Annotated in this window: 27 protein-coding genes and 1 other RNA gene; 20 read left to right on the top strand and 8 right to left on the bottom strand. The window is 32.6% G+C overall.

From position 1 onward, the window contains the following. Nucleotides 1–3: 3 nt before the first annotated feature. Nucleotides 4–921 (bottom strand): PorP/SprF family type IX secretion system membrane protein, encoded by a 918-nt coding sequence (locus tag AC6CH4_RS09630; protein WP_498102389.1) that lies wholly within the window; start codon nt 919–921, stop codon nt 4–6. A 584-nt stretch (nt 922–1,505) separates the two neighbouring features. On the opposite strand from AC6CH4_RS09630, the gene AC6CH4_RS09625 reads away from it, so the two are divergent. The 6 genes from AC6CH4_RS09625 to AC6CH4_RS09600 all read left to right on the top strand — a co-directional run bounded on the left by AC6CH4_RS09625 (nt 1,506) and on the right by AC6CH4_RS09600 (nt 6,998). Beyond that, the gene (locus tag AC6CH4_RS09625) at nt 1,506–1,991 is read left to right on the top strand and encodes a SixA phosphatase family protein (RefSeq protein ID WP_498102387.1); all 486 of its coding nucleotides are present in this window, start codon (nt 1,506–1,508) and stop codon (nt 1,989–1,991) included. A 5-nt stretch (nt 1,992–1,996) separates the two neighbouring features. Beyond that, complete coding sequence (gene ppk1, locus AC6CH4_RS09620; RefSeq protein ID WP_498102385.1) at nt 1,997–4,078, top strand: polyphosphate kinase 1; 2,082 nt, start codon at nt 1,997–1,999, stop codon at nt 4,076–4,078. 35 nt (nt 4,079–4,113) lie between these two features. Then, a complete protein-coding gene (locus AC6CH4_RS09615; RefSeq protein WP_056194448.1) occupies nt 4,114–5,004 on the top strand; it encodes a Ppx/GppA phosphatase family protein in 891 nt (296 codons plus the stop codon). A 213-nt stretch (nt 5,005–5,217) separates the two neighbouring features. Next, nucleotides 5,218–5,793: a TMEM175 family protein gene (locus AC6CH4_RS09610; protein ID WP_498102383.1), complete on the top strand. Its 576-nt coding sequence runs from the start codon at nt 5,218–5,220 to the stop codon at nt 5,791–5,793. Nucleotides 5,794–5,802: 9 nt separating this feature from the next. Continuing rightward, nucleotides 5,803–6,363: a Crp/Fnr family transcriptional regulator gene (locus AC6CH4_RS09605; protein ID WP_498102381.1), complete on the top strand. Its 561-nt coding sequence runs from the start codon at nt 5,803–5,805 to the stop codon at nt 6,361–6,363. 56 nt (nt 6,364–6,419) lie between these two features. Beyond that, nucleotides 6,420–6,998, top strand: coding sequence for an NAD(P)H-dependent oxidoreductase (locus AC6CH4_RS09600; RefSeq protein ID WP_498102379.1), 579 nt, complete (start codon nt 6,420–6,422; stop codon nt 6,996–6,998). Between the two features lie 20 nt (nt 6,999–7,018). Here AC6CH4_RS09600 and AC6CH4_RS09595 read toward each other — a convergent pair whose 3' ends face one another. Both AC6CH4_RS09595 and dnaX read right to left on the bottom strand, forming a co-directional pair. Continuing rightward, complete coding sequence (locus AC6CH4_RS09595) at nt 7,019–7,435, bottom strand: DUF8439 domain-containing protein (RefSeq protein WP_225585465.1); 417 nt, start codon at nt 7,433–7,435, stop codon at nt 7,019–7,021. Nucleotides 7,436–7,719: 284 nt separating this feature from the next. Beyond that, nucleotides 7,720–8,805 (bottom strand): DNA polymerase III subunit gamma/tau, encoded by a 1,086-nt coding sequence (gene dnaX, locus AC6CH4_RS09590; RefSeq protein WP_498102377.1) that lies wholly within the window; start codon nt 8,803–8,805, stop codon nt 7,720–7,722. Nucleotides 8,806–9,062: 257 nt separating this feature from the next. On the opposite strand from dnaX, the gene AC6CH4_RS09585 reads away from it, so the two are divergent. The 7 genes from AC6CH4_RS09585 (at nt 9,063) to AC6CH4_RS09555 (ending at nt 12,900) form a co-directional block, all read left to right on the top strand. Next, nucleotides 9,063–9,857: a hypothetical protein gene (locus tag AC6CH4_RS09585; RefSeq protein WP_498102375.1), complete on the top strand. Its 795-nt coding sequence runs from the start codon at nt 9,063–9,065 to the stop codon at nt 9,855–9,857. A gap of 10 nt (nt 9,858–9,867) precedes the next feature. After that, complete coding sequence (locus AC6CH4_RS09580; RefSeq protein ID WP_498102373.1) at nt 9,868–10,371, top strand: LemA family protein; 504 nt, start codon at nt 9,868–9,870, stop codon at nt 10,369–10,371. A gap of 46 nt (nt 10,372–10,417) precedes the next feature. After that, entirely contained in the window at nt 10,418–10,903 is a 486-nt protein-coding gene (locus AC6CH4_RS09575; RefSeq protein WP_498102371.1) for a hypothetical protein, read from the top strand. 11 nt (nt 10,904–10,914) lie between these two features. After that, nucleotides 10,915–11,364 (top strand): nuclear transport factor 2 family protein, encoded by a 450-nt coding sequence (locus tag AC6CH4_RS09570; protein ID WP_498102369.1) that lies wholly within the window; start codon nt 10,915–10,917, stop codon nt 11,362–11,364. Between the two features lie 33 nt (nt 11,365–11,397). Then, nucleotides 11,398–11,883, top strand: coding sequence for a cupin domain-containing protein (locus AC6CH4_RS09565; protein ID WP_498102367.1), 486 nt, complete (start codon nt 11,398–11,400; stop codon nt 11,881–11,883). A gap of 158 nt (nt 11,884–12,041) precedes the next feature. Next, the gene (locus AC6CH4_RS09560; protein WP_498102365.1) at nt 12,042–12,521 is read left to right on the top strand and encodes a BON domain-containing protein; all 480 of its coding nucleotides are present in this window, start codon (nt 12,042–12,044) and stop codon (nt 12,519–12,521) included. 7 nt (nt 12,522–12,528) lie between these two features. Beyond that, nucleotides 12,529–12,900, top strand: a complete 372-nt coding sequence (locus AC6CH4_RS09555) for a LysM peptidoglycan-binding domain-containing protein (protein ID WP_498102363.1) — start codon at nt 12,529–12,531, stop codon at nt 12,898–12,900. A gap of 200 nt (nt 12,901–13,100) precedes the next feature. Here AC6CH4_RS09555 and AC6CH4_RS09550 read toward each other — a convergent pair whose 3' ends face one another. After that, nucleotides 13,101–13,469, bottom strand: a complete 369-nt coding sequence (locus tag AC6CH4_RS09550; RefSeq protein WP_498102361.1) for a winged helix-turn-helix transcriptional regulator — start codon at nt 13,467–13,469, stop codon at nt 13,101–13,103. A gap of 127 nt (nt 13,470–13,596) precedes the next feature. Between AC6CH4_RS09550 and AC6CH4_RS09545 the strand changes: the two genes are divergently transcribed. Together AC6CH4_RS09545 and AC6CH4_RS09540 are read left to right on the top strand one after the other, a co-directional pair. Then, on the top strand, nt 13,597–14,391 hold the full coding sequence (locus AC6CH4_RS09545; RefSeq protein WP_498102359.1) for an SDR family oxidoreductase: 795 nt from the start codon (nt 13,597–13,599) through the stop codon (nt 14,389–14,391). A gap of 27 nt (nt 14,392–14,418) precedes the next feature. Further along, nucleotides 14,419–14,730, top strand: a complete 312-nt coding sequence (locus tag AC6CH4_RS09540) for a nuclear transport factor 2 family protein (protein ID WP_498102357.1) — start codon at nt 14,419–14,421, stop codon at nt 14,728–14,730. 52 nt (nt 14,731–14,782) lie between these two features. Here AC6CH4_RS09540 and AC6CH4_RS09535 read toward each other — a convergent pair whose 3' ends face one another. Next, entirely contained in the window at nt 14,783–15,076 is a 294-nt protein-coding gene (locus AC6CH4_RS09535; RefSeq protein ID WP_056194495.1) for an SH3 domain-containing protein, read from the bottom strand. Between the two features lie 123 nt (nt 15,077–15,199). Here AC6CH4_RS09535 and rnpB point away from each other — a divergent pair. The 3 genes from rnpB to AC6CH4_RS09520 all read left to right on the top strand — a co-directional run bounded on the left by rnpB (nt 15,200) and on the right by AC6CH4_RS09520 (nt 17,805). Beyond that, nucleotides 15,200–15,515: RNase P RNA component class A (gene rnpB, locus AC6CH4_RS09530), an RNA gene on the top strand. Between the two features lie 30 nt (nt 15,516–15,545). After that, the gene (locus tag AC6CH4_RS09525) at nt 15,546–16,796 is read left to right on the top strand and encodes a cation:dicarboxylate symporter family transporter (protein WP_498102355.1); all 1,251 of its coding nucleotides are present in this window, start codon (nt 15,546–15,548) and stop codon (nt 16,794–16,796) included. A 94-nt stretch (nt 16,797–16,890) separates the two neighbouring features. Then, complete coding sequence (locus tag AC6CH4_RS09520; RefSeq protein WP_498102353.1) at nt 16,891–17,805, top strand: ketopantoate reductase family protein; 915 nt, start codon at nt 16,891–16,893, stop codon at nt 17,803–17,805. 12 nt (nt 17,806–17,817) lie between these two features. On the opposite strand, the gene AC6CH4_RS09515 is transcribed toward AC6CH4_RS09520, so the two are convergent. Next, nucleotides 17,818–18,012 carry a hypothetical protein gene (locus tag AC6CH4_RS09515; protein ID WP_192187960.1) on the bottom strand — a complete coding sequence of 65 codons (195 nt, stop codon included), beginning with the start codon at nt 18,010–18,012 and terminating at the stop codon, nt 17,818–17,820. Nucleotides 18,013–18,201: 189 nt separating this feature from the next. Between AC6CH4_RS09515 and AC6CH4_RS09510 the strand changes: the two genes are divergently transcribed. Then, nucleotides 18,202–18,744 carry a hypothetical protein gene (locus AC6CH4_RS09510; RefSeq protein ID WP_498102351.1) on the top strand — a complete coding sequence of 181 codons (543 nt, stop codon included), beginning with the start codon at nt 18,202–18,204 and terminating at the stop codon, nt 18,742–18,744. A gap of 31 nt (nt 18,745–18,775) precedes the next feature. On the opposite strand, the gene AC6CH4_RS09505 is transcribed toward AC6CH4_RS09510, so the two are convergent. Next, a complete protein-coding gene (locus tag AC6CH4_RS09505) occupies nt 18,776–19,465 on the bottom strand; it encodes a response regulator transcription factor (protein WP_498102349.1) in 690 nt (229 codons plus the stop codon). A gap of 10 nt (nt 19,466–19,475) precedes the next feature. After that, nucleotides 19,476–20,834 carry a sensor histidine kinase gene (locus AC6CH4_RS09500; protein WP_498102347.1) on the bottom strand — a complete coding sequence of 453 codons (1,359 nt, stop codon included), beginning with the start codon at nt 20,832–20,834 and terminating at the stop codon, nt 19,476–19,478. A gap of 249 nt (nt 20,835–21,083) precedes the next feature. Between AC6CH4_RS09500 and AC6CH4_RS09495 the strand changes: the two genes are divergently transcribed. Next, nucleotides 21,084–23,201, top strand: a complete 2,118-nt coding sequence (locus AC6CH4_RS09495) for a TonB-dependent receptor domain-containing protein (protein ID WP_498102345.1) — start codon at nt 21,084–21,086, stop codon at nt 23,199–23,201. Nucleotides 23,202–23,221 lie beyond the last annotated feature (20 nt).

Genomic DNA, 23,221 nt, shown 5'->3' with positions numbered 1-23,221 from the left:
TTTTTAGAAGAAACGTGGAGTTGTCATTTTACTATTATTTTTGAAGAATTCATAGCGAAGGAATATTTCATGCGATCCCGAATTATAATTATTTAAGTTTGTGGTTTCACGATCATAACCATAACCTAAATAAAGCCCATCTGTGATCTGAAATCCTACCATAGCACTAAGTGAAGCGCTCCATCTGTAAGCAGCACCGACTACAAATTTGTCATAAAACATAAAATTGGCGGATATATCTACCTGAAGTGGTGCGCCTTCTACCATTTTGGTAAGTATAGCAGGTTTGAATTTTATGTATTGGTATTTATCCAAATCAAATACATAACCGGCCATCAAATAATAATTGATTTTATCTTTATAAATCGCAACATCATTATCATCATATCGGTTGGTTTCAATAAAATTAGGTACAGAAAAACCAATATATGCTTTATCAGAATGCCAATAAATCCCGGCTCCCACATTTGGAGAGAATTTATTGTCCAGATCCTGAAACTGCGGATCTCCCTGATCTTCCGGATTTAGTTTGCTCACATCTAAATTGAAGATATTGGCAGTTCCTTTAATACCAAAAGAAAGTTTGAAATTGGCCGATGTCTGAACGGTATAAGAAAGATCAAGTGAGATATTATTTTCATTTGTTGGTCCGATCTTATCATTTAATAGCGAAGCTCCAATTCCTATATTACTATTATTAATTGGTGTATTGACTGAAAAACTACTAGTTTCAGGAGCTCCATCTAGTCCTACCCATTGTGTGCGGTACAAGCCAAAAACGCTTAAAGCTCCACGAGAACCTGCATAGGCAGGATTAATATTTATCGTATTGTACATGTATTGTGTAAATTGTGCGTCCTGCTGTGCAAAACCTACAATTGTAACAAACATCATGACGAAGGAAAATAATTTTGTTCTCATAGTAGATATTTATTATTACTATTGATTTTTATTAATAGAACTTCCAAAAAATAAAAAACCGGTACATTCGCTTTTTTAAATTTAAGGTTTTTTTTATTAATTATTGTGTATCTCGCTACAAAATAGATGTTCATAGCGAAGTACATAATAAGTGTCTTTATTTGGAAAGATAAAGATAGCCATCCCTTTTGTTAGATTGTATTACATTAGTGTCAGAAGATTTATAATTAATTACTATAAAATAAGTTCTAATTGACAGGCTATAAGATTTATTGGTAGTCATTTTTCTTCAGAAGTTCTTCCAATACTTTTTTTAGTTTGTAATGCTGTAAATTAAAATTTCACATACAATATTCACAATGGTTATAAATTTTAACTGCATTTCAGGATAGTAGGTTGTCTCGTTAATGCACTTTAAAAAAGGAATGTTTTTTTTAATTTAAACAATACTTTTTTTTCCTTGTTAAAATTTTTGATCAAATGTTAACAGAAATAAAAAAGTAAGAACTATTAAAATTTCTTTTGTAAATTAGAACTTCAATAATTCAGAACTTCTTTTTTGATGTTTCTAAATACTTCAGCCTATGAAAAATTTAATCTTAATACGCCATGCAAAATCAAGTTGGGAAGCACCATTAAAAGACTTTGACAGACCTCTGATGAAAAGAGGAATTCTGGATGCGCATGATGTATCAACAAATATTTCAAAATTTCTTCCTAAAACCTATATCATATGGAGTAGTACCGCAGCACGTGCCTCAGAAACTGCTCTTATTTTTGCCCAAAATATTTCATACCCTATTGAGAGTATCGTTTATAAAGACGATCTTTATACTTTTGATGATAAACAGCTCGAAAAGGTTATTAAATCATGTGATAATAGTTTCGAAAGCGTTATTCTTTTTGGACATAACGAGGCTATTACAAATTTTGTTAATAAATTTGGAGATGTTTTTATCGAAAACGTCCCAACTTCAGGTTTTGTATCACTGCAATTTGATAGTGAAAGCTGGGATAACATCAATAAAGGCAAAACCCATAAAACAATTTTCCCCAAAGATTTAAAATAAATAAAGTGTACGAACAGAAATATATCGATAGAGAAAAAAGTTGGTTAGCGTTTAATGCAAGAGTGCTTCAGGAAGCAGCAGATAACACAGTACCACTTTTAGACAGGTTGCGTTTTGTTGGAATTTTTTCAAACAATTTAGATGAATTTTTTAGAGTTCGCTATGCCGCAATCCGGAGATTAAGTCTTTCGGGAATTTCTGGCGAAAAATATTTAGGCGGCGTTTCTGCCCATCAGTTAGTAAAGGATATTACAGAAATCGTTATTCAGCAACAATCTGAAAGTCTTCGTATTTTAGGTAATATTGAAGCTGAGCTTGAAGCTGAAAATATATTCATTATCAACGAAAGCCAAATTACACAAGATCAGGAAAGATTTCTAAAAGACTTTTTTATTCAAAAATTAAGTCCGGAATTGGTAACTATTATCTTAAATGATTTGGCCGAGTTTCCAATTCTTAAAGATACTTTAGGATATTTAGCGGTTCGGTTAGAAATGAATAAAAATGACGAAGTTCGTTATGCGGTTATCGAAATTCCTAAAACAATAAATAGATTTGTGGTCTTGCCATCACATGATGATAAACATTATGTTATTTTAATTGATGATGTAATTCGATATAATCTGAAAAACATTTTCAATATTTTTGATTATAAGAGCGTTTCGGCACATATGATCAAAATTACCAGAGATGCCCAGTTGGATATCGATAGTGATTTGAGTAAAAGTATGCTCGAAAAAATTGCAACTTCAGTAAAAGACAGAAGAATAGGGGAACCTGTTCGTTTCATTTATGATAATTTGATTGAAGAAGATACATTACGTTTCTTTTTAGATAAAATGAAAATTGTAGAAACCGATAGTATAATCCCGGGAGGAAGATATCATAATCGTCGTGATTATATGAATTTTCCAAATTTAGGAAGATATGATTTGCTCTATAAACCAAATGAACCATTACCTATTCCTGGCTTAAGTTTAGGTGGAAGTATATTGGAGAAAATCAATAAAAAAGATTATTTACTTCATGCTCCATACCAGTCATTTTCTTATTTGACAAAGTTTTTGCGTGAAGCTGCTCTTGATCCACAAGTAACAAGTATAAAAATTACTTTGTACCGTTTGGCTAAGAATTCGCAGATCATCAGTTCTTTGATTAATGCAGCTAAAAATGGTAAAAAAGTAACCGTTCAAATCGAACTACAGGCCCGTTTTGATGAGGCGACGAATATTTCGTATGCTGAACAAATGCAGACAGAAGGTATTGAACTTATTTTCGGTATAAAAGGTCTGAAAGTACACAGTAAAATATGTGTGATTGAAAGAGTTGAAGACGAAAAAACAAGACGTTACGGATTTATTTCAACCGGAAATTTCAACGAATCAACGGCGAAAATTTATACAGATGTGACGTTGTTTACCTGCCATCAGGGAATTTTGAAAGACATTTCTAAAATATTCGAATTCTTTGATATTAATTATAGGGTACACCGATACAAACATTTAATTGTATCGCCACATTATACAAGAACCAAATTTATCAAACTAATAGATCGTGAAATTCTGCACGCTCTCGCTGGTAGAAAGACACACATTAAGCTTAAAATGAATAGTTTGTCTGATTTTAAAATGATCGATAAATTATACGAAGCAAGTAATGCCGGAGTAAAAATTCAGTTGCAGGTGAGAGGAATTTGCTCATTGATTCCGGGAATTCCGGGAATGAGCGAAAACATCGAAGCTATAAGTATCGTTGATAATTACCTGGAGCATTCAAGAGTTTATATTTTTGGAAATGCCGGTTTAACCGAAGTATATATATCATCGGCCGATTTTATGACCAGAAATCTCGACGGAAGAGTCGAAGTTACATGCCCGATTTATGATTTAGAAATTAAAAAAGAACTAATAGACAATTTTAATATTGCATGGAAAGGGAATGTTAAAGTAAGATACCATTCCTATAAACTAGATAATAAATACAAGCCTCGAAATCATCATGCCCCATTTAGAGCTCAGCTTGAAACCTATAAATATTACCAAAATAAGATTGCGGTATTAGAAGAGGTTCCGCAGAAAATAAATTAATAAAAACCAAAATCAATTTCAAATCATAAGTGAGCATGATTAAAATAAAAAAATATGCAGCGATAGATATCGGTTCAAATGCCATGAGGCTGCTGATATCGAATGTTGTAGAACAAGAAGGCAAAGAACCACAATTTAATAAAAGTTCCCTTGTTCGTGTGCCAATTCGTTTGGGACAAGATGCCTTTACGGTAGGTGAAATTTCAGAAGAAAATATAGATCGAATGGTCGATGCCATGAAAGCATTCAACCTTTTGATGAAAGTACATAAAGTAGAACGTTATATGGCGTTCGCAACCTCGGCAATGCGTGAGGCGTATAATGCCAAAGAAGTTGTCGCTTTGATTAAGAAAAAAGCCGACATAAAAATCGAAATTATCGATGGTAAAAAAGAAGCTGCCATTATTGCTTCTACAGATTTGCATCATTTATTAAAAACAGACGAAACCTATTTATTTGTAGATGTGGGCGGTGGAAGCACCGAGTTTACCTTGTTCTCTGACGGAAAAATGATCAATTCGAGATCATTCAAAGCAGGAACAGTTCGCTTGTTAAACGATATGGTTTGCGATGTCGTTTGGGATGAAATCGAAAAATGGATTAAAACCAATACTGCAGATTATGAAGAAGTAACCTTGATTGGTTCTGGTGGAAACATCAATAAATTGTTTAAAATGTCGGGGAAACAACAGGAAAAACCGCTTTCATATATTTATATCAATTCACAGTACGCCTTTTTAAATTCATTGACGTACGAACAAAGAATCGCTGAATTAGGACTAAACTCTGACCGTGCCGACGTTATTATCCACGCAACCCGTATTTACTTAAATGCGATGAAATGGAGTGGAGCGCGCCAAATTTACGTTCCAAAAATCGGACTTTCTGATGGTATCGTAAAAGCAATGTATTACGGTAAAATTTAAAAATATTCGCCACAGATTGCACAGATTAGAAAGATTAATAATCTGGGAAAATCTTTTAATCTGTGGCAAAAAAAATATTCGCCACTAATTACACTAATTTATACGAATTAATATATTTAACTACGAATAAAAAAATAGTAAAAATTAGTGTAATTGCTTCGCCAGTTGGCTATCGCTCGGGCCGTGGCAAACCTTTTTTAAAATTTATACAAAATGAACAAAACCAGACTTGAGGCTTTTAGTGATGGTGTTTTAGCAATCATCATAACGATTATGATTTTAGAAATCAAAGTACCTCATGGACATGAATTTGCCGATTTAAAACCACTTATTCCAAAGTTTTTAAGTTATATTTTGAGTTTTATTTATGTTGGAATATATTGGAACAATCACCATTATTTGCTTCACGGTTTATCAAAAGTAAACGGAAAAATACTTTGGGCTAATTTGCATTTGTTGTTCTGGCTGTCATTAATACCCGTTGCTACAGGCTGGATGGGTGAACATAATTTTGCAAAAGCAGCAATGGCATTTTATGGGGGTATTTTACTGCTTTGTGCTATTGCTTACGTGATTCTTCAAAAAACTGTTTTAGATGTGGAAGGAAAAGATTCTGTGCTGGCAAAAGCTTTAGGAAAAGATTTGAAAGGAAAAGCTTCTGCAGTTTTATATACTATTGGAATTGCAGCATCGTTTTACAACGAATGGGTGTCCGGTGCAGCCTATTTTATTGTTGCAATGTCCTGGCTTATTCCTGATAAGAGAATTGAAAGAGTTTTTGCTAAATAATTTTTTTAAATGAAATCTATTTTTCAATCTATTCATGTTTTACCACAAAATGAATTAGATCAGTTAGATGATTTAATTACTTTTCGAAATCTTAAAAAAGGAGAAATTCTCTTGAGGGAAAATCAGGTTTGTAATGAAATCTATTTTATCAAAAAAGGAATTTTACGATCGTATTTTTTTAATCATCAGGGCGACGAAATCACCAATTGCTTTGCTTTTGAAAACGAATTTATGGCTTCTTTCTCCAGTTTTATAACGCAAAATGCTGCTGAAGAAAACATTCAGGCATTAGTCGATACAGAATTGCAGATTATAAGTCGTGAAAGCTTGGAGAAGCTTTATAAACTAGGAATTCATTGGCAGGAAATCGGGCGGAAATTAACTGAAATGGAATATGTAACACTTCAAAAAAGAATGATTTCTTTCCAGAAATTATCCGGATCACAACGTTATAAAGAGCTTTATCAGAATCATCAAAAATACCTTCAGCTTATTCCGCTTCAATATTTAGCTTCTTATTTAGGTGTAACTCCTAGACATTTAAGTCGTATCCGTAAAGCGATTTTATAGGACATTTGTCCAGTATTATTTTTTAGGTGAATGGTATTTTTGTAAAAAGCTTAATCATGAAAAAAATACTAATTATAAATGGTCATCCCAATCCGGCAAGTTTCAATTTTGGCATTTCAGATTCGTACCAAAAAGGCGCAATTGCTTCAGGCGCTCAAGTGGATACCATAACTATTGCCGAATTACAATTTAATCCAAATCTACAATTCGGTTATCAAAAAAGAACAGAACTGGAACCTGACTTAGTTAAGTCGTGGGAAAAAATTCAAAACGCAGATCATTTAGTCTGGATTCATCCTGTTTGGTGGGGTGGTTTGCCCGCAATTACAAAAGGATTTATCGACCGGTTATTTTTGCCCGGAATGGCTTTTCAATATCGCGAAAATTCAGTTTGGTGGGATAAACTTTTAAAAGGCAAAACGGCGCATATTATCACAACTTTAGATCAGCCCGGCTGGTATTACAGATTATTTTTTGGAAGACCAAGTGTTAATCAACTTAAAAAATCGACTTTAGAATTTTGTGGTGTAAAACCCGTAAAAGTCAGTTATATCGGAATTGTAAAAACAGCTACTGATTTGCAAAGAGAAAAATGGCTGAAAAAAGTCTATGATTTCGGATTGCGAAATAAATAAAATGTAGTGGCAAAAAAATATTAACCCAGTAAATCCAATCCAAAGGTTGAACGCAAAAGTTCAATATTTGGGTTGATTTCTAACAAACGATTGTAGCGATCCTGATCGTTAAAACTTCTCTTAGTTTCTATAGCTTCATTTACAATGATTTCAATTGTAATGTCGTGATTGTGTAAATGTCCTTTTAAATGTCCTAAAAGTCCATTAATCTGACCTTCAAAATCTAGTTTAGAACCTTCGTTTGGCAATTCAAGTGTAATTACCGTACCGTTTAATTTTGGATCATTTATCAATAATAAAGATTCCATAATTTTAAAACCTTTATCACCCAGACGTTGTGCATATTTATTCCATTGCACTAACATTTCAGTCTCTGTAAAATCTTCCGTAGGCAAAACTGACGAAGGTTTTACGTAAGATTTATTCTTCTCTTCCATTTCCTTTTTCGCACGAATACTTGCAAGCGAAAAAGCAGAAACTTTTTTAGGTTGATTCTCGGTGGAAGGATTTTCAGTTTGAGAATTTTCAGTTTTTGAAGCTTCTCCAGTAGTTAAATTTGCTGAGTTTTGAGCTTGAGGTGCAATGTTTTCGGTTCCAGTTTCAGCACGATTTTCGACATTAAACTTTGGAGTTTGAACTTCAGCATCACTTTCGACTTTCGACTTTTGACTTTTGACTTCAACTATAGAATACCCTCCATTTTTAAAATAAGTAGGGGGAATTATGAATTGCTCAACTTTTTTTTTTCTCCATCAAAGTTGATAGAGGCTAATTGCATTAAACATAATTCGACCAAAAGACGCTGATTCTGGCTTAATTTATATTTTAAATCGCAGTCGTTGGCAATGTCAATTCCTTTTAATAAAAAGTCTTGCGAACATTTTTGAGCTTGTACGCCATACATTTGTTGCGCTTGTTCACCAACTTCAAGCAAACTTAAAGTTGCCGGAGTTTTGCTAACCAATAAATCTCTGAAATGCGAAGCTAAACCTGCAATAAAATGATGTCCGTCAAAACCTTTAGCCAGAATATCATTGTAGGCCAATAAAAGATCCGGAATTTTATTCTCTAAAAGTAAATCGGTAATACTGATATAGGTTTCGTAATCTAAAACGTTTAGATTTTCAGTTACAGCCTGGCGTGTTAAATTAGTTCCGCAATACGAAACCACACGGTCAAAAATAGATAAAGCATCACGCATAGCACCATCTGCTTTTTGAGCAATAATGTGCAAAGCATCATCTTCAAAATTGATTCCCTGACTTGTTGCAACTTCTGCCAAATGTTCTTTAGCATCTTTTACTGTAATTCTTTTGAAATCAAATATCTGGCAACGAGATAAAATCGTTGGAATAATTTTATGTTTTTCTGTTGTTGCTAAAATGAAAATAGCATGCTTTGGCGGTTCTTCTAATGTTTTCAAAAAAGCATTAAAAGCAGCCGAAGACAACATATGAACCTCGTCAATAATATAAACTTTGTATTGCCCTGTTTGTGGTGGAATTCGAACCTGATCAATCAGGCTACGAATATCATCAACCGAGTTGTTTGAAGCCGCATCTAACTCAAAAACGTTAAAGGCAAAATCTTCATTTGGATCGTCATATCCAGGCTGGTTTATTTTACGTGCCAGGATACGCGCACAGGTTGTTTTTCCAACTCCACGCGGTCCGGTGAATAAAAGGGCAGAAGCAAGATGATTGCTTTCAATAGCATTTAGCAAAGTGTTGGTAATGGCTTTCTGGCCTACAACATCCTTAAAGGTCTGTGGGCGATATTTACGAGCCGATACTACAAATTGTTCCATATTCTTTTTTATTCGATAGCAAATATAGAGTATAATTTAATGATTTAAAAATTTAAAAATTGAAAGATTTCATGTGTTTTGAACATTAAAAAGTAACCTGTTTTTTCTGAGAAAGTTGTGTTTGAAATTAGCGCTTTTTACTTTTAATTATTTCTAATGAAAATAGTGTGATTAATTATTTTGTAATAAAAAATGTACTATTTTTAATCCGAAACAAATTGATGTTTTGATAAAATAATTAAATATAATTAACATTTATGAACGCAAAACAAATAGTTAAATTAAGTAATATTATCGGAATCACATCCATACTTTTATTAGTTTATTGGGTATTTACTTTTATAATGATCCAGGTTTTTGGGTTGAAAGTTTTTAGAGAAAACATGACTGAAACTTTTTACCTAAGTGTTTTAGGAATTCTTGCACTAATGTCTGGTTCGCTAATAATTAATTTAATGTTTAATTTGACCAGGATTGCTGAAAAACATAATCTAGATGAGATAAATAAGAAATCAAGCAGATCTAGCTTTATTACTTTATTATTAATATTTCCATTGATTACCTTAATTCTATTTGGTGGAGATTATTTGACTTCGAATAAAAAAGAAAAAATGTTAATTGAATCTGCGAAATCAATAGTGAATAACAATAAAGAGAACAATGATAAATTATTAAATTATACTTTTTCAAAAAAATATCTTAAAGAGACCGCAGATGCCTTAAAAATATTATCGAGCACTGATAAAAACTTTCCAAGCGTAACATTAATTGTTAAAGATTCGCTTAAAGGTTCTCCTGTTTACCTGGGTTTTAATTCTTATTTCAGAGAGAGTATAAAAGAAGAAATTCTGCCACAAAAAGCAGATTATATTTATGAAACAACTCAGGAAGAAAGAGAATATTTAAATAGTGTTTTTAATAAAAATAATGATGAGGTAAGGTATAGTTCTCATGATGGAAATTATGAACTGTTTTATCCTTGCAAAAAAAACGGAAGAAAAATAGTATTGTATTTTTCTGAACAACAACGTTATGGTAAATTAGGAAGTTAACTGAGTATATATGAAAAACATAATTATTATAACGATATTTTTTCTTTTACAAAGTTTAAATCTTTTTGCTCAGGATGAATCCGAAATTAATCAAAAGTGGGTAGAACTAAAAGATCAATTTAAACATAAAATAGAGTTGGTTGTTGAATTCACATCTAAACTTCAAAAGTCAAAAAAAATAGATAAAAAAGAATTAGAACAAACTGCATTTTACGCCAAGGAATTCAGTAAGATGTGTGAGAATAAATTATTGAATAAAGATGCAGTTAGTAAAGTAAAACAAGCAAATGATTTATTGAATACCCATCTAGTAAGAACTTTGGTTAATTTGGAGTCTGATTTTAAACTCAAAAGTCAGGAATCAATACTTTCATTATCTGATCAGTTAGCTGCTGTGGAATATCAGATTTTTGTAACTATCAAAAAGTATAATGAAGTTTGCATAAAACAAAATAGGAAAGAATTGATATTCGAAAATCATAATGAAGATAGATTGCCTTCCGTTGAATTTTGATATTTTCCTTTCTTAAAATTGATTCTAAAAACTAATTCTCATAAACATGCAGCAATATAATTTCAGTAATAATATTTTAAATTTAAAAGTTAAAAAATCTCCAATAGCAGTAAGAATTGTAATGTTCTTTTTGGCATTTGCTTTTTTTGTATTTCCAATCGCAGGAACTGTTGTTGGTCTATTACTTGAGAGCGGATTACAATTTGGTTATTTTATTGGAATAGGTTTATTTTCATTAATAGGATTTTATCTTCTTAGGCTCTCTCTATGGAACACTTATGGGCAAGAAACTATCGAGATATTAGAAAATAAAATCATTTATGAAGTAAATTATGGATGGTTTAAAGATGGAAAGAAAGAAATTGAAATTACCAATCCGAGTTATTCTTTTAAATCAGCTGGTTATGAAGAAGACAATCAAGGTGTGTTGGTTATTTCTTCTGAAGAATCGCAGATGGAATCAGTTGTAAAAATGCCAATGAATGATTTGGAATCATTACTTTTTATATTACAACCAGTCACTAATTACTAAAACTTTACTTTATGAAAAAGTACTTGCTATTAATTGTAGTTGCAATTTGTTCTTTTCAGCTTCGCGCTCAAACTGCTCAGGATTCACTTGATATCAAGCGTATTGCTTTAGCTTATATCGAATCGCAGCATACTCCGAATCCAAAATTGATGGAAAATGCTTTGCATCCTCGTTTGGTAAAAAGATCGGTTTTTAGGAATAAGACAGCCCAGAAAGATTTTGTATCAGAATACTTTGCAGAGAACATGATTATTCTTGCAGAAACGTATAACGTAAAAGGAGATAAATTTCCAAAAAATCCAAGAAAAGAAGTGAAATTGTTAGATGTTTCCGCCAGAACAGCATCTGTCAAATTAATAGCCGATGCCTGGATAGATTATATGCATATAGTAAAGGAAAATGGCGAATGGAAAATAATAAATGTGCTTTGGCAATATAATGATGTAAAGCAGCATGAATAGGTCACTGTATTAAGTAAAAAACAATCCCATAAAATGAAAACTCCAAACCCAATCATAACCGTCAACGAAACCGAAGGCCAAAAACTAAAAATAGCCGGAGGCAATTACAGAATCATAATCTCAGGAAAACAAACCGATGGAGAATATGCGGTAATCGAAATGTCGGTTCCTCCGGGTGCGGGACCTAATCCGCATTCGCATGCTGGCTTTACAGAAACCTTTTTTGTTTTGGAAGGTGAAGTTTCCTTTAAATCAGAATTAGGAAGTTATGTTGCCAAAAAAGGTTCTTTTGTAAATATCCCAAAAGGCGGAATTGTACACGGATTTAAAAACCTTTCCAACGAACCGGCAAAACTTTTGTGTACCGTAACACCAGCCGGATTAGATGATTTATTTGGAGAAATAGCGGAATATCTTGAAACAGCTTCTTCAAAAACAGAAAGCGAAACAAAGGAGAAATTAAACTCACTCTTCGAAAAATACGGACAGCAAATGTTTCCTCCTGATTATTTGGATTAGTATTAAGTCGCAATCACAGTTTTCAATCAAGTACTGAAAACTGAGATTACGACTGTAAACTAAAAACTGGAAATAATATAAATTTGATAATATTATTTTGTAAAATATTGATTTTTAATTTGTTAACTTTAGAAGTAATAAACTAAAAAAATATCATTATGAAAATCAGATCTATTTTATTGGGAATGAGTTTTGCTTTTTCTTTAGTGGCGTGCGCTCCTAAGGATGCAGATATTCAAAAAGAAATTAATGAAAAATTAAGTAATACGCCTAGTGTTCAGGTTACAGTTCATGAAGGTGTTGCCACTATTGTGGGAACTTGCGATGATGATGCTTTCAAAAAGAATATTGAGCGAACTGTTAAAGCGGTTAAAGGAGTTAAAACGGTAGTGAATAACTGTCAAATTCCAGTTCCGAATGTTGAACCTGCTGCAGCTGCTGTTATAATTAATTCAGATGCTGATTTAGATAAATCGGTTAGTAAGGTAGTAAAAGCATACGATGGCGTGAGTGCTACCGTTGTAGGAGGTGTTGTAACGCTTTCTGGAGAGATTAAAAGAAGCCAATTGGCTCCGTTAATTCAAAGCGTGCAGGAATTGAAGCCTAAAAAAGTAGAAAACAAATTAACTATTAAATAAAAAAGTTATGAGTTTACAAGATAAATATAGAGAGTTAACAGATTTAGCTTCTACTTTAGGTATAGCAAATTTGCAGGTAAGAGAGCAGGATAATGTATTGTACATTGATGGTACAGCAAAATCTGCAGATGATAAAGAGAAACTTTGGGATAGCTACGGAACATTAGATCCAGATTACAGATCAGCCGATGTGGTGATGAATATTGAAGTAGCCGAAGGAACAACTACAGAATATACAGTAAAAAGTGGGGATTCTTTATCAAAAATAGGAAAAGAATATGGCGTTTCATGGCAAGATATTTTTGAAGCGAATAAAGATATTATTAAAAACCCAGATCTGATTCAGCCAGGGTGGAAATTGAAAATACCAACTTCGTAATTTAGTTGGGAGTTGTTTTGAAAGTCTGTCATTTTATGATGGACTTTTTAATTTAAATTATTTAACAGCAAAGAGTCTGGTTTTACACAAAGTACGCCACGAAAAGCTTTGCGAACTTAATAAAGCCAGCTTCAAACACAACAAGAAAATACTTTGCGCGCTTTGCGGTAATTTTATTGCATTCTTTGCGGTAAATAACTTTATAAACTATCAGTTATAGGATCTTTTAAAATTGCGGTTCTCAAACGATCCTGATTTTCATCTCCCCAATTGCCTAAAGCAGCGAGTATAGGTATTATTGTCTTTCCAAAATCGGTTAGGCTGTATTCTACCTTAGGAGGCATCTGTGCATAAATAATTTTAGAAACTAATTCGTGCTGTTCCAATTCTTTCAGTTGAATGTTTAAGACTCTTCTGGAAGCATCGGGAATTTTTCGCTGCAATTCACTTGGCCGCTGAAATCCTTCATTGATAAACCACAGTAAACGGATTTTCCATTTGCCGTAAAGCACTTCACCGATCAGGTCGAGACCACAATTTAAGTTCAAAGGAATTTTTCTTTCGTACATATATGCAAAAATAACTTAATGTTCTTAACTGGACAATAGGGGAAAAAATTATCCCTATGCAATTCGATTTTCCGTAATTGTATGAACCAATCATACTGCCGAAATTTGTCTAATAAAAAAAAGACAAATGGAAAAAGAATTTAATTTTAATGGAGAGTTATCAGGCAAAATCGCTTTGGTAACCGGAGGGACAAAAGGAACAGGGAAAGCAATTGCAGAAAGATTATTGCAGGCTGGTGCAACAGTTATTATAACAGCAAGAAACAAACCTGAAATTGAAAATAGCAATATACATTTTATTGCTGCTGATTTGAGTACGTCAGAAGGTACTGAAAAAGTAATTGGAGAAGTAAAAATAGCTTTCGGTAAATTAGATATTCTCGTTAATAATCTGGGAAGTTCCGAAACTCCAGGTGGAGGTTTTAAGGTGTTGACAGATGAAGATTGGGAGAAAACTTTTCAGGCCAATCTGTTTGCTCCGGTACGCTTAGATCGTGGTTTTTTACCTGAGATGATCCAACAGAAGTCAGGTGTGATTATTCATATCGCCTCTATTCAGGGAAGATTACCTTTGTATGATGCTACTTTGCCGTATGCGTCGGCAAAAGCAGGATTAATTAATTACAGCAAAAGTTTATCTAATGAGGTTTCGTCAAAAGGTGTTCGTATATTGACGGTATCACCGGGATGGATCATGACAACATCATCGGTCAGAATGATGGAAAGAATTGCAGAAAGTTCAAATGGTACTGTTGAAGAAGCTACCGAAAGTGTTATGAATGCTTTAGGCGGAATTCCTTTTGGAAGACCAGCACAACCTGAAGAAGTAGCAGAATTGGTTGGTTTTCTCGTTTCGCCAAGAGCTGATTATTTAACAGGAACCGAATTTGTTATTGATGGCGGAACGATTCCAACGATTTAATTTAATAACCCAATAAAAAATATAAAGATGAATTTACCTAACATAATTTTAGATTTGCTGACAGCTCAGTCAAATTTTAATAGTAAAGCTTATGCGGCATGTTTCTCTGAAACTGCTTTAGTTTTTGATGAAAATGAAACACATACAGGTCTAAATGAAATAGAGAAATGGAATGAAAAAACGAATGAAATGTATCAAACCCAACTTGAAGCATTAGAATTTGCAACAAACGTTCTGACAACAAAAGTGACAGGAAATTTTGAAGGAAGTCCAATTGTTTTAAAATATCATTTCGAATTAAAAGAAGGAAAAATTGATCGTTTGGAAATAACAATTTAGCTATTTAAGCCGCTGAGTATAAAGTTAAAATTTTAAACTCAGCGGCTAATTATTACCTTCCCTTTATACTCAAATCAAATAAAAATTTTGCAGTTTCCTGATCGGAGTCAGCGGAGAAACCTGCTACATAAACGCCCTTTTTGCCCGAATTCGATTTAATTCCGTATACAACTGCCTCATCGCCTGGATCTGATTCCCCTTCGTATCGATACACATGTACAATTTCAAATTTTTCAGGATTTTTTTTAATCATGTCTGAGTTCAGATTAAAATCACATGTAAATCCTTTTTCATGAAGTTGATCTAAAGCTTTTGAAACAGTTGCGTAGTGATACATTCTTGTCATGATAATGAATTTAAAAATTAAGGATTTTAAAGATAACCAATTTAAAATTAAATTGTTATGAAAAATATATAAAAAACGGAAATTTAAATGCTGGATTCTTCGTTGATAAATCGCTACTTTTGCACCGCAGACCGCCTTATCGTCGCTCAATTCGTTGAGGGGAGGAAAGTCCGGACACCAAAGAGAAGCATAGCGGGTAACACCCGTCGACGTTAGCAATAGCGTAAGGACAAGTGCAACAGAAAGTATGTACAGGTAATGCTGTAGTGAAACCAGGTAAACTCTATGCGGTGAAATACCAAGTATATCAGCATTTAAGGGCTTCTCGTCCGTTGTTGAAGGGTAGGTAGCTCGAGTCCAGTAGTAATGCTGGATCTAGATAAATGATAAGGCCCTGATTTATCAGGGACAGAATCCGGCTTATAGGTCTGCATTTTTTATATATTTGTGATAGCCCTAAATCACATTTATGAATATAACTACTCCAAACTCTTCCTCAAAAACCAGGAAAAGTACTTTTCATACCATCATTACTAATCTTACTTTTTGGGTTTTGATTGCCATTATTGCCGGCGTTTTACTCGGACATTTTTCGCCTGAAAATGGTGTGAAAATGGAAATTGTAGGGAAAACATTTGTGGATGTTATCAAACTATTTATTGGACCAATTATATTTCTGACAATTGTTTTGGGAATTTCCGGAATGGGAAATTTGAAAAAAGTGGGTCGAATTGGTGTGAAGGCATTACTCTATTTTGAAGTGGTTTCGACTATTTCATTAGCCATTGGAGTTGGTGTTGCTTATTTCTTTCAACCCGGAAAAATTGATAAATCAGGTTTGGCTTTGCAGGATGCGAGCAAATACACAAATCACGCTGCGGAGAACTTTTCGTGGCTGCAGTTTTTCCTTTCTAATTTTACATTACAGGTTCTTTTGGCGGCGATTGTCTGTGGAATAGCTTTGAATTTTTATCAAAAAAGAGAACAGACGATTCTGGTTTTAGAACGTTTTTCAAAAGTAGTTTTTACAGGATTAAAATATGTTATGTATTTGGCTCCAATTGGTGCTTTTGGAGGAATGGCTTATACGATTGGGAAATTTGGATTGGAGACATTAATTCCACTTGGAAAATTGATGCTTTGCGTTTATCTGACTATGGCTTTGTTTGTATTCATGATTTTGGGAACCATTTTGAGATATTATAAAATCAGTATTCTTTCGATTCTAAAATACATTAAAGAAGAACTTTTATTGGTTCTGGGAACATCTTCTTCAGAAGCGGCGTTACCAAGTATTATGGTGAAACTGGAACAAATGGGTTGTAGTAAATCGGTAGTAGGTTTGGTTATTCCAACGGGTTATTCTTTTAATTTGGACGGAACTTCGATTTACTTGTCGATGTCGGTTATATTTCTTGCTCAATTGTATGATGTGCATTTGAGTTTCGCAGAAATTCTGAGTGTAATCGGAATTTTGATGATTACTTCGAAAGGCGCGGCGGGCGTTACCGGAAGCGGATTTATAGTTTTGGCTTCGACTTTGACAGCGATCCATAAAATACCGGTGGAAGGTTTGGCTTTTTTATTGGGTGTTGATAAATTTATGAGTGAAGCAAGAGCGATTACAAATTTAATTGGAAATACAGTCGCAACGATTATAATTTCAAAAACCGAGCATGATTTTACGGAGTTGAATTTGGAGCCTGTTTTAGAGGAATAATGTGTTTGCCATGAAGACACAAAGACACAAATCAAAAAAGAAAAAGTAAAAAACTTTGTGTCTTTGCGCCTTTGTGGCATTTAATAAGTTTATTATGAAAAGAATTGGAATTTTAGGACTAGGCGGCGTAGGAGGTTACTTCGGTGGACTTTTAGCGAAAGCTTATTTTAAGTCGGACGAGGTTGAGGTTATTTTTATTGCCCGTGGTGAAACCCAAAAGGCAATTGCTGATAGCGGACTAAAAATAGTTACCGATGAGAATGAGATTATAGTTCACCCAAAATTGGTTTCGAATAATCCTGATGAAATTGGTATTTTAGATTATTTAATTTGTGCTACAAAAACATACGATATTAAAGAAAGTTTACTTCCACTAAAAAAATGTATTACGCCGGCAACTATAATTCTTCCTTTATACAATGGTGTTGATGCACCTGAACGTATCAGGAAAATATTTCCTGAAAATGAGATTTTACAGGGTTGTGTATATATTATTTCGATGATTGCTTCGCCGGGAACCATTAGAAAAATGGGCTTTTATGAAAAGTTATTTTTTGGTTCGAAAAAGACTTCGGTTGCTAAATTAGAAGAATTACAAAATATTCTCCAAAAAGCTAAAATCGAAAGTTATTTGGTTGAGAATATTGAGGAAATCGTTTGGGAGAAATTTATTTTTATCTCGGCATTGGCGTCGGTAACGTCTTATTTAAACCAAAATATAGGAGAGGTGCAAAAAAACAAGAAATCGATGAAAGTTTATGTAGAATTACTTCATGAAATTGAAGCGGTTGCCAAAGCAAAAGGCTTGCAATTGCCAAAAGATATTGTCAATCAAACTATTGTCAAGCTAGAAAAATCGCCTAAAGAAGCAACTTCGTCTATGCACAGGGATTTGTTGGCAGGAAGAAAAACAGAAGTAACTTCGTTGACACAATTTGTAGTCAACGAAGGCTTAAAATATGACGTAAAAACTCCTCTCTATGAAAAGATTACAATAGCATTAATGTAAAATACTATAATACTATGATTCGTCTTTTGTAGTTCGAACTAAACTGATTCCGGATGTAAAGAAAACAATTCCAAGGATTCCGTAAATAATAAGTGATTTAATATCTCGCTCTCCTCCTGAAGTATCAGCAAAAATTACTGCGGTGTAAATAAGGCCCACAATTCCCAGAATGGTAAGCACTGCTCCAAAAAGTCTTTTAAGGTTCATGATTTATGTTTTTAAGATTCATATCAAATTTACCTTCTAAAATTATCTAAACTGTTATACAATTACTTATGAAGCTTATATGATTTGCAGTAAGATTGGGTTTGAGTTTTTCTGTAAGAAATTATTTTTGTTTTTAATAGGTTGTGTTGTTTAAATACTATTTTTGTGAGAACCAATTTAAAAACCAAAATGAAGAAAAATTACTTGTTCTTATTTCTATCCGTTCTTTTTTTTAATGCCGTTCAGGCGCAAGATGAACCAGTTACAGCTGTTCAAAAAAATCAATTCAAGATTAATATGTTTTTACCAGGCTTCGTTTATGAACATGGTTTTGATTCTAAAAACACTTTGTACTCTGAAGCAAGTTTAGGTTTGGGATTTTCAGCGAACTCTTACGATTCAAATTTTGCTTTTTTTCCACAAATTGTTGAACAATTTCGTCATTATTACAATCTTGAAAAAAGAGCTGCAAAAGGAAAGAGAACAGCTTTTAATTCGGGAAATTATCTTGCCTTAAATGCAGCTTATAATTTTGAATCTATTTCGACAAATGATAATTATAGAGAATCGGTTCCTTCCTTTACAATAGGAGCTCTTTGGGGATTCCAGCGCACTTACAAAAGAAAGTTTAACTTGGAATTTAGCGCAGGTCCCGGGGTGAATTTTGATAAATATGATACAGAATTTGTACCACTTATCAACTTTACTTTAGGATGGGTAATTGGAAACTAATTCTTATATAAAATAGAAAAACCTTGATTCGTCAAGATTTTTCTATTTTAAATTCTAATCCAATATTACGAACACTTTCAATTCTAATTTTTGGATCTGAATTAAAATATTTTCTAAGCCTGCTAATAAAAACATCCATGCTGCGCCCTGAGAAATAATCGTCTTTTTTCCAGACAGACATTAAAATTTGATCTCTTTTTAATAACTGGTTATGGTTTAAATATAAATATTCAATAAGAGAAGCTTCCATTTCTGTGAGCTGCTGGACGTGATTTTTATTATTGAGGGTTAATCTTTCATTATCAAAAATATAAGAACCAATTTCAATTATATTATTTCCTTCCAGACTTCTCTTTTGTTCGATTCTCTTTAGAATATTCTGCAAACGCAAAATCAGTTCGTCAACTTCAAAAGGTTTTATGATGTAGTCGTCTGCACCTAGTTTTAAGCCAATGATTTTGTCTTCTTTTAACTTTCTTGCCGTTAGAAAAATAAATGGAATCTCGGGATTGATGGTGATTATTTTTTCGGCCAGTGAAAACCCGTCCAGTTTGGGCATCATTACGTCAAAAATACAAATATCAAAATCTTGCTTTTTAAAATAGTCTAAAGCTATTTCTCCGTTTTCTGCCCAGATTACTTCGAATTGATGCAGTTCTAAATATTGTTTTAAAATGGCAGCAAAATCAAAATCGTCTTCAGCTAAAAGTAGTCTTTTCAAAATAAGGTAATTAAACTTTTAATAAAATAGTAAACTCGGTTCCTTTTCCTAAATCACTTACAACTTTAACAGAGCCCTGATGCGCTTTTACAATTTGATCTACATAATAAAGACCTAATCCTAAACCTTTTGTGTTGTGCAGATTTCCTTGTTGAACGCGATAAAATTTGTCGAAAAGGAGGGATTGTTTGTTCTTTTCAATTCCAATTCCATCATCTTCAATGCTGATCGAAAATTGTTTTTCTATAATTCTGGTTTTTATAGTAATAGTAGTTGAGCCATATTTTACGGCATTTTCCAAAACATTTAAAAAAGCAGTTGTCAGATGGAATTTATCTAAAATCAAAATGGTTTTCTGCGTTTGAAAATCGGTTTTAAGATTAATTTTTGGAAATGTAATTTTAAAATCATTTACAATGGAAAGCAGAAAATCTTCGGTTTCTATTTTTTCTTTTTGCAATTCGATTTCATTTTCTGCCAATGAATTTGCCATTACCTGATCAATCAAACTCTGAAGGCGATTATTCTGGCGCGAAATCGTATTGATAATCGCATTAAAATTTTCATCGTTTTCACGAATGTTTTTCTGCTCCAAAATTTTAGTAGAAATACCTAAAGTTGCCAAAGGTGTTTTGAGTTCGTGCGTGATATTATTGATAAAATCAGTTTTGACGTCACTGACTTTTTTCTGTTTTATTAAAGCCTTAATGGCAATTACAAAAAGCGTTATGAGCGTTAAAATACAAAGCAAAGACAAAATCAAAACGAAAGTCATGCGTCTTAAAATGATCATTTCCCAGTCAATAACGGAAACATACATCGAATCTTCTGTCAATAAACTGTAATCCTGATTTTCAAATGTTCCGTTAGTTGTGCCTACATAATTCCGTACCAAAAAGGCATGATCTAAAGAAGCTAAATTGCCGTATAATTTATTACTGATAAAAGGTTTTTCAGAGAAAATAGTATCTGCTTTTCGGGCATTTTTGTAGAGAATAAATTTATTCAGCACAATGGCGAAATCAATTTTAAAATTAGGTAAGTCTCTTTCAAACTTGCGTTTTATTTTCTGGGTCAACACATCACTGAATTCATTCTGCAGGATGTTTTTTTTAATATCTATTTTGGAGTTTTTGCCCTGAATATAATTCTCTGATAATTGTTTGTAAAGCGCTTCTTTTTTAGAAACTATAACCGAATCGATATCACTATAATTATTTGAAATCTGGGCAATTTCATTTTTGATTTCTGTATGAAACTGCGCCACTTTATAATCGTAAGTGGTTTTTACCAAATAGCATTGCACGGTCGACAAAACGACCAGCGCGACAATGGAAAATGCTATTAATAAATTGATTCTTTGTTTCATTAGTTTTTTTTGGCCCACAGATTAAGCGGATTGAACGGATTTACACAGATTTTATTTTTTACAAAAACTTTACTATTAAAACCGGTGTAAATCCGTTCAATCAGTAAAATCTGTGCGCTAATTTCTCAATTCAAAATTAATGCTTTTATGGTATAAAAAGCGTGTTAACTCCGCATTAACCTTCAATTAACCTTCGCAACCTTTTTTTAGAAGCATTTTTGCATTCAATCTAAACCAAATCTTTTTAAAATGAATGTTTATTTGCCTCTAAAATTTTTTATAATTCTACTATTGTTATGTTTTTCTCTTTTTGGAAATGCCCAGAATAAAACACCTAAAGATAGTATTTCGAATAAGCTGAATGAAGTTGTTGTCACTCAAAATAAAAAAGCATTTTCGAATCAAAATGGGAATATAAAATTGGATGTTTCCAATTCTATTTTTAATTCAATTCCCAACACAGTTGATTTATTGTCTAAAATACCAACGGTTCAGGTTAGTGCTGATAGGGAAAGTATTTCGGTTGTGGGTAAAGGAAATCCACTGATTTATATTGACAATCAAAAAGTGGGTATGAACGATTTAAATGCTCTGGCTGTCGCCGATATTAAAACAATTGAAATCATTCAGAATCCGTCTTCTAAATATGAAGCTGAAGGTCGGGTCGTCATTTTGATTACACGAAAGTTTAGTAAAAAAGACAGTTTCAGAACGGAGATTTCAGAAGTCGCTTCGTTTAAGAAAAATTACAATAATTATCTGGGATTTAATTCTAATTTCAAGAAAAATAAACTGGAGCTGAAAGCTAACTTTAACTACAACTTGCTGAAGCCCTGGGAAAATCACAGTATTGATTATCAAATCACAAATGCTGATATTGCTTCAAAATATGATGTTACAGCCGATAGTAAACAAAAACGACAATTTGTTTTTGGCGGCGGTTTGTTCTACAAAATAAATGAGGATGATTATTTTTCGTTTAATATAAATAGTAAGTTGCAGACGGACATTTTTCCTATCAATACGATAACAGAAAATAAAAACCAGGACGTTGTAAATAATGTTGTGACATATAGCGATAATGAGAGTAAAAAGAACTTCGTGAACTCTTTTTTAAATTATAATAAAAAGATAAAATCAATCGATACACAAATTTTTACCGGTTTTCAATATTCTAATTTTGATCAGACATCGTGGAGTGAGGTTCGGAATAATTTTAATTATACACAATTTGAATTGGCTCAAATTCGTGATCAAAAGTTTAAAGTGAATGTTTTTTCGGGCAGAATTGACATTGAGAAAAAGCTTAAAAATGAAATGAAATTTGAAATAGGCGCACTGTATTCAGCCGCAGATTCAAAATCTGATTTTGATATCTTTTATTATGAAACCAATACAAATGAAATAAGCCATTATGATTTTAAAGAAGAGAATTTAGCCGGATACAGTCAACTTTCCGGAAAAATTAAGAAGATCGATTTCTCTGTTGGAGTTCGTGTTGAAGAAACTAATATAAACGGAAAATTTAAAACAGATTTATTACCGCTGATTGCTAAAGAGTATACTAATTTTTTCCCCAAAGCACAGTTTACATTCCCTATTGACAGCACAAAAAGTTTGAGTTTTAATTATGCTAAAAGTATTTCGAGACCTAATTATTCTTCATTAAGTCAGGGGGCAACCTATATAAATCCCTATTTTTTGTATGCAAGGAATATTAATTTGGGGCCAACAATTATTGACGAAATTTCGACCACTTTTCAGTATCATGATAAATCGGTTAAATTGAGTTTTACGCATGCCAAAGATCCTGTTTACAACAGTTTTTCGTTTGACGATCAAAAGAATATAATGACTTTTCAGGATATAAATTTTGATAAAAGTTCTGGATTTACAGTCGATTTTACATTACCATTCACTTATAAATTCTGGACAACAACTAATTCTTTAATTTTTATTTTAGAGAAAATAGAAGATAAATCTGCAGTATTCCTCGCGTCAAAACCATATTCCTATTATAGCTCAAATAACGAATTTAAACTTCCAAAAGATTATTCTTTTGTTTTGAATTTTTGGGGATTAACAAAACAATATACTGGTGTTTTTGTGACAAACACCAGATTTATAGTCGATATGGCGGTTTCAAAAACGTTTATTAAAAAATGGAATTGCACTTTAAGCTGTAATAATGTTTTTAAAAATAATATTGAAACAGAACAATTTACTATTAATAGTATTAATTCTAAAGCAAGATATGTCGTCGATAATCATGAGATTTCTTTAGCAATAAGATATTCTTTTGGAAAAGTAAAAGAAACAGAATTCAAAGAGAAAAACATCGATGAAAATTCAAATAGAGTTAGATAAAAGAAAAAGCCCTTGAATTT

The organism is Flavobacterium sp. GQ95, from assembly GCF_059758655.1.
This window is presented reverse-complemented; position numbering and strand designations above follow the sequence as displayed.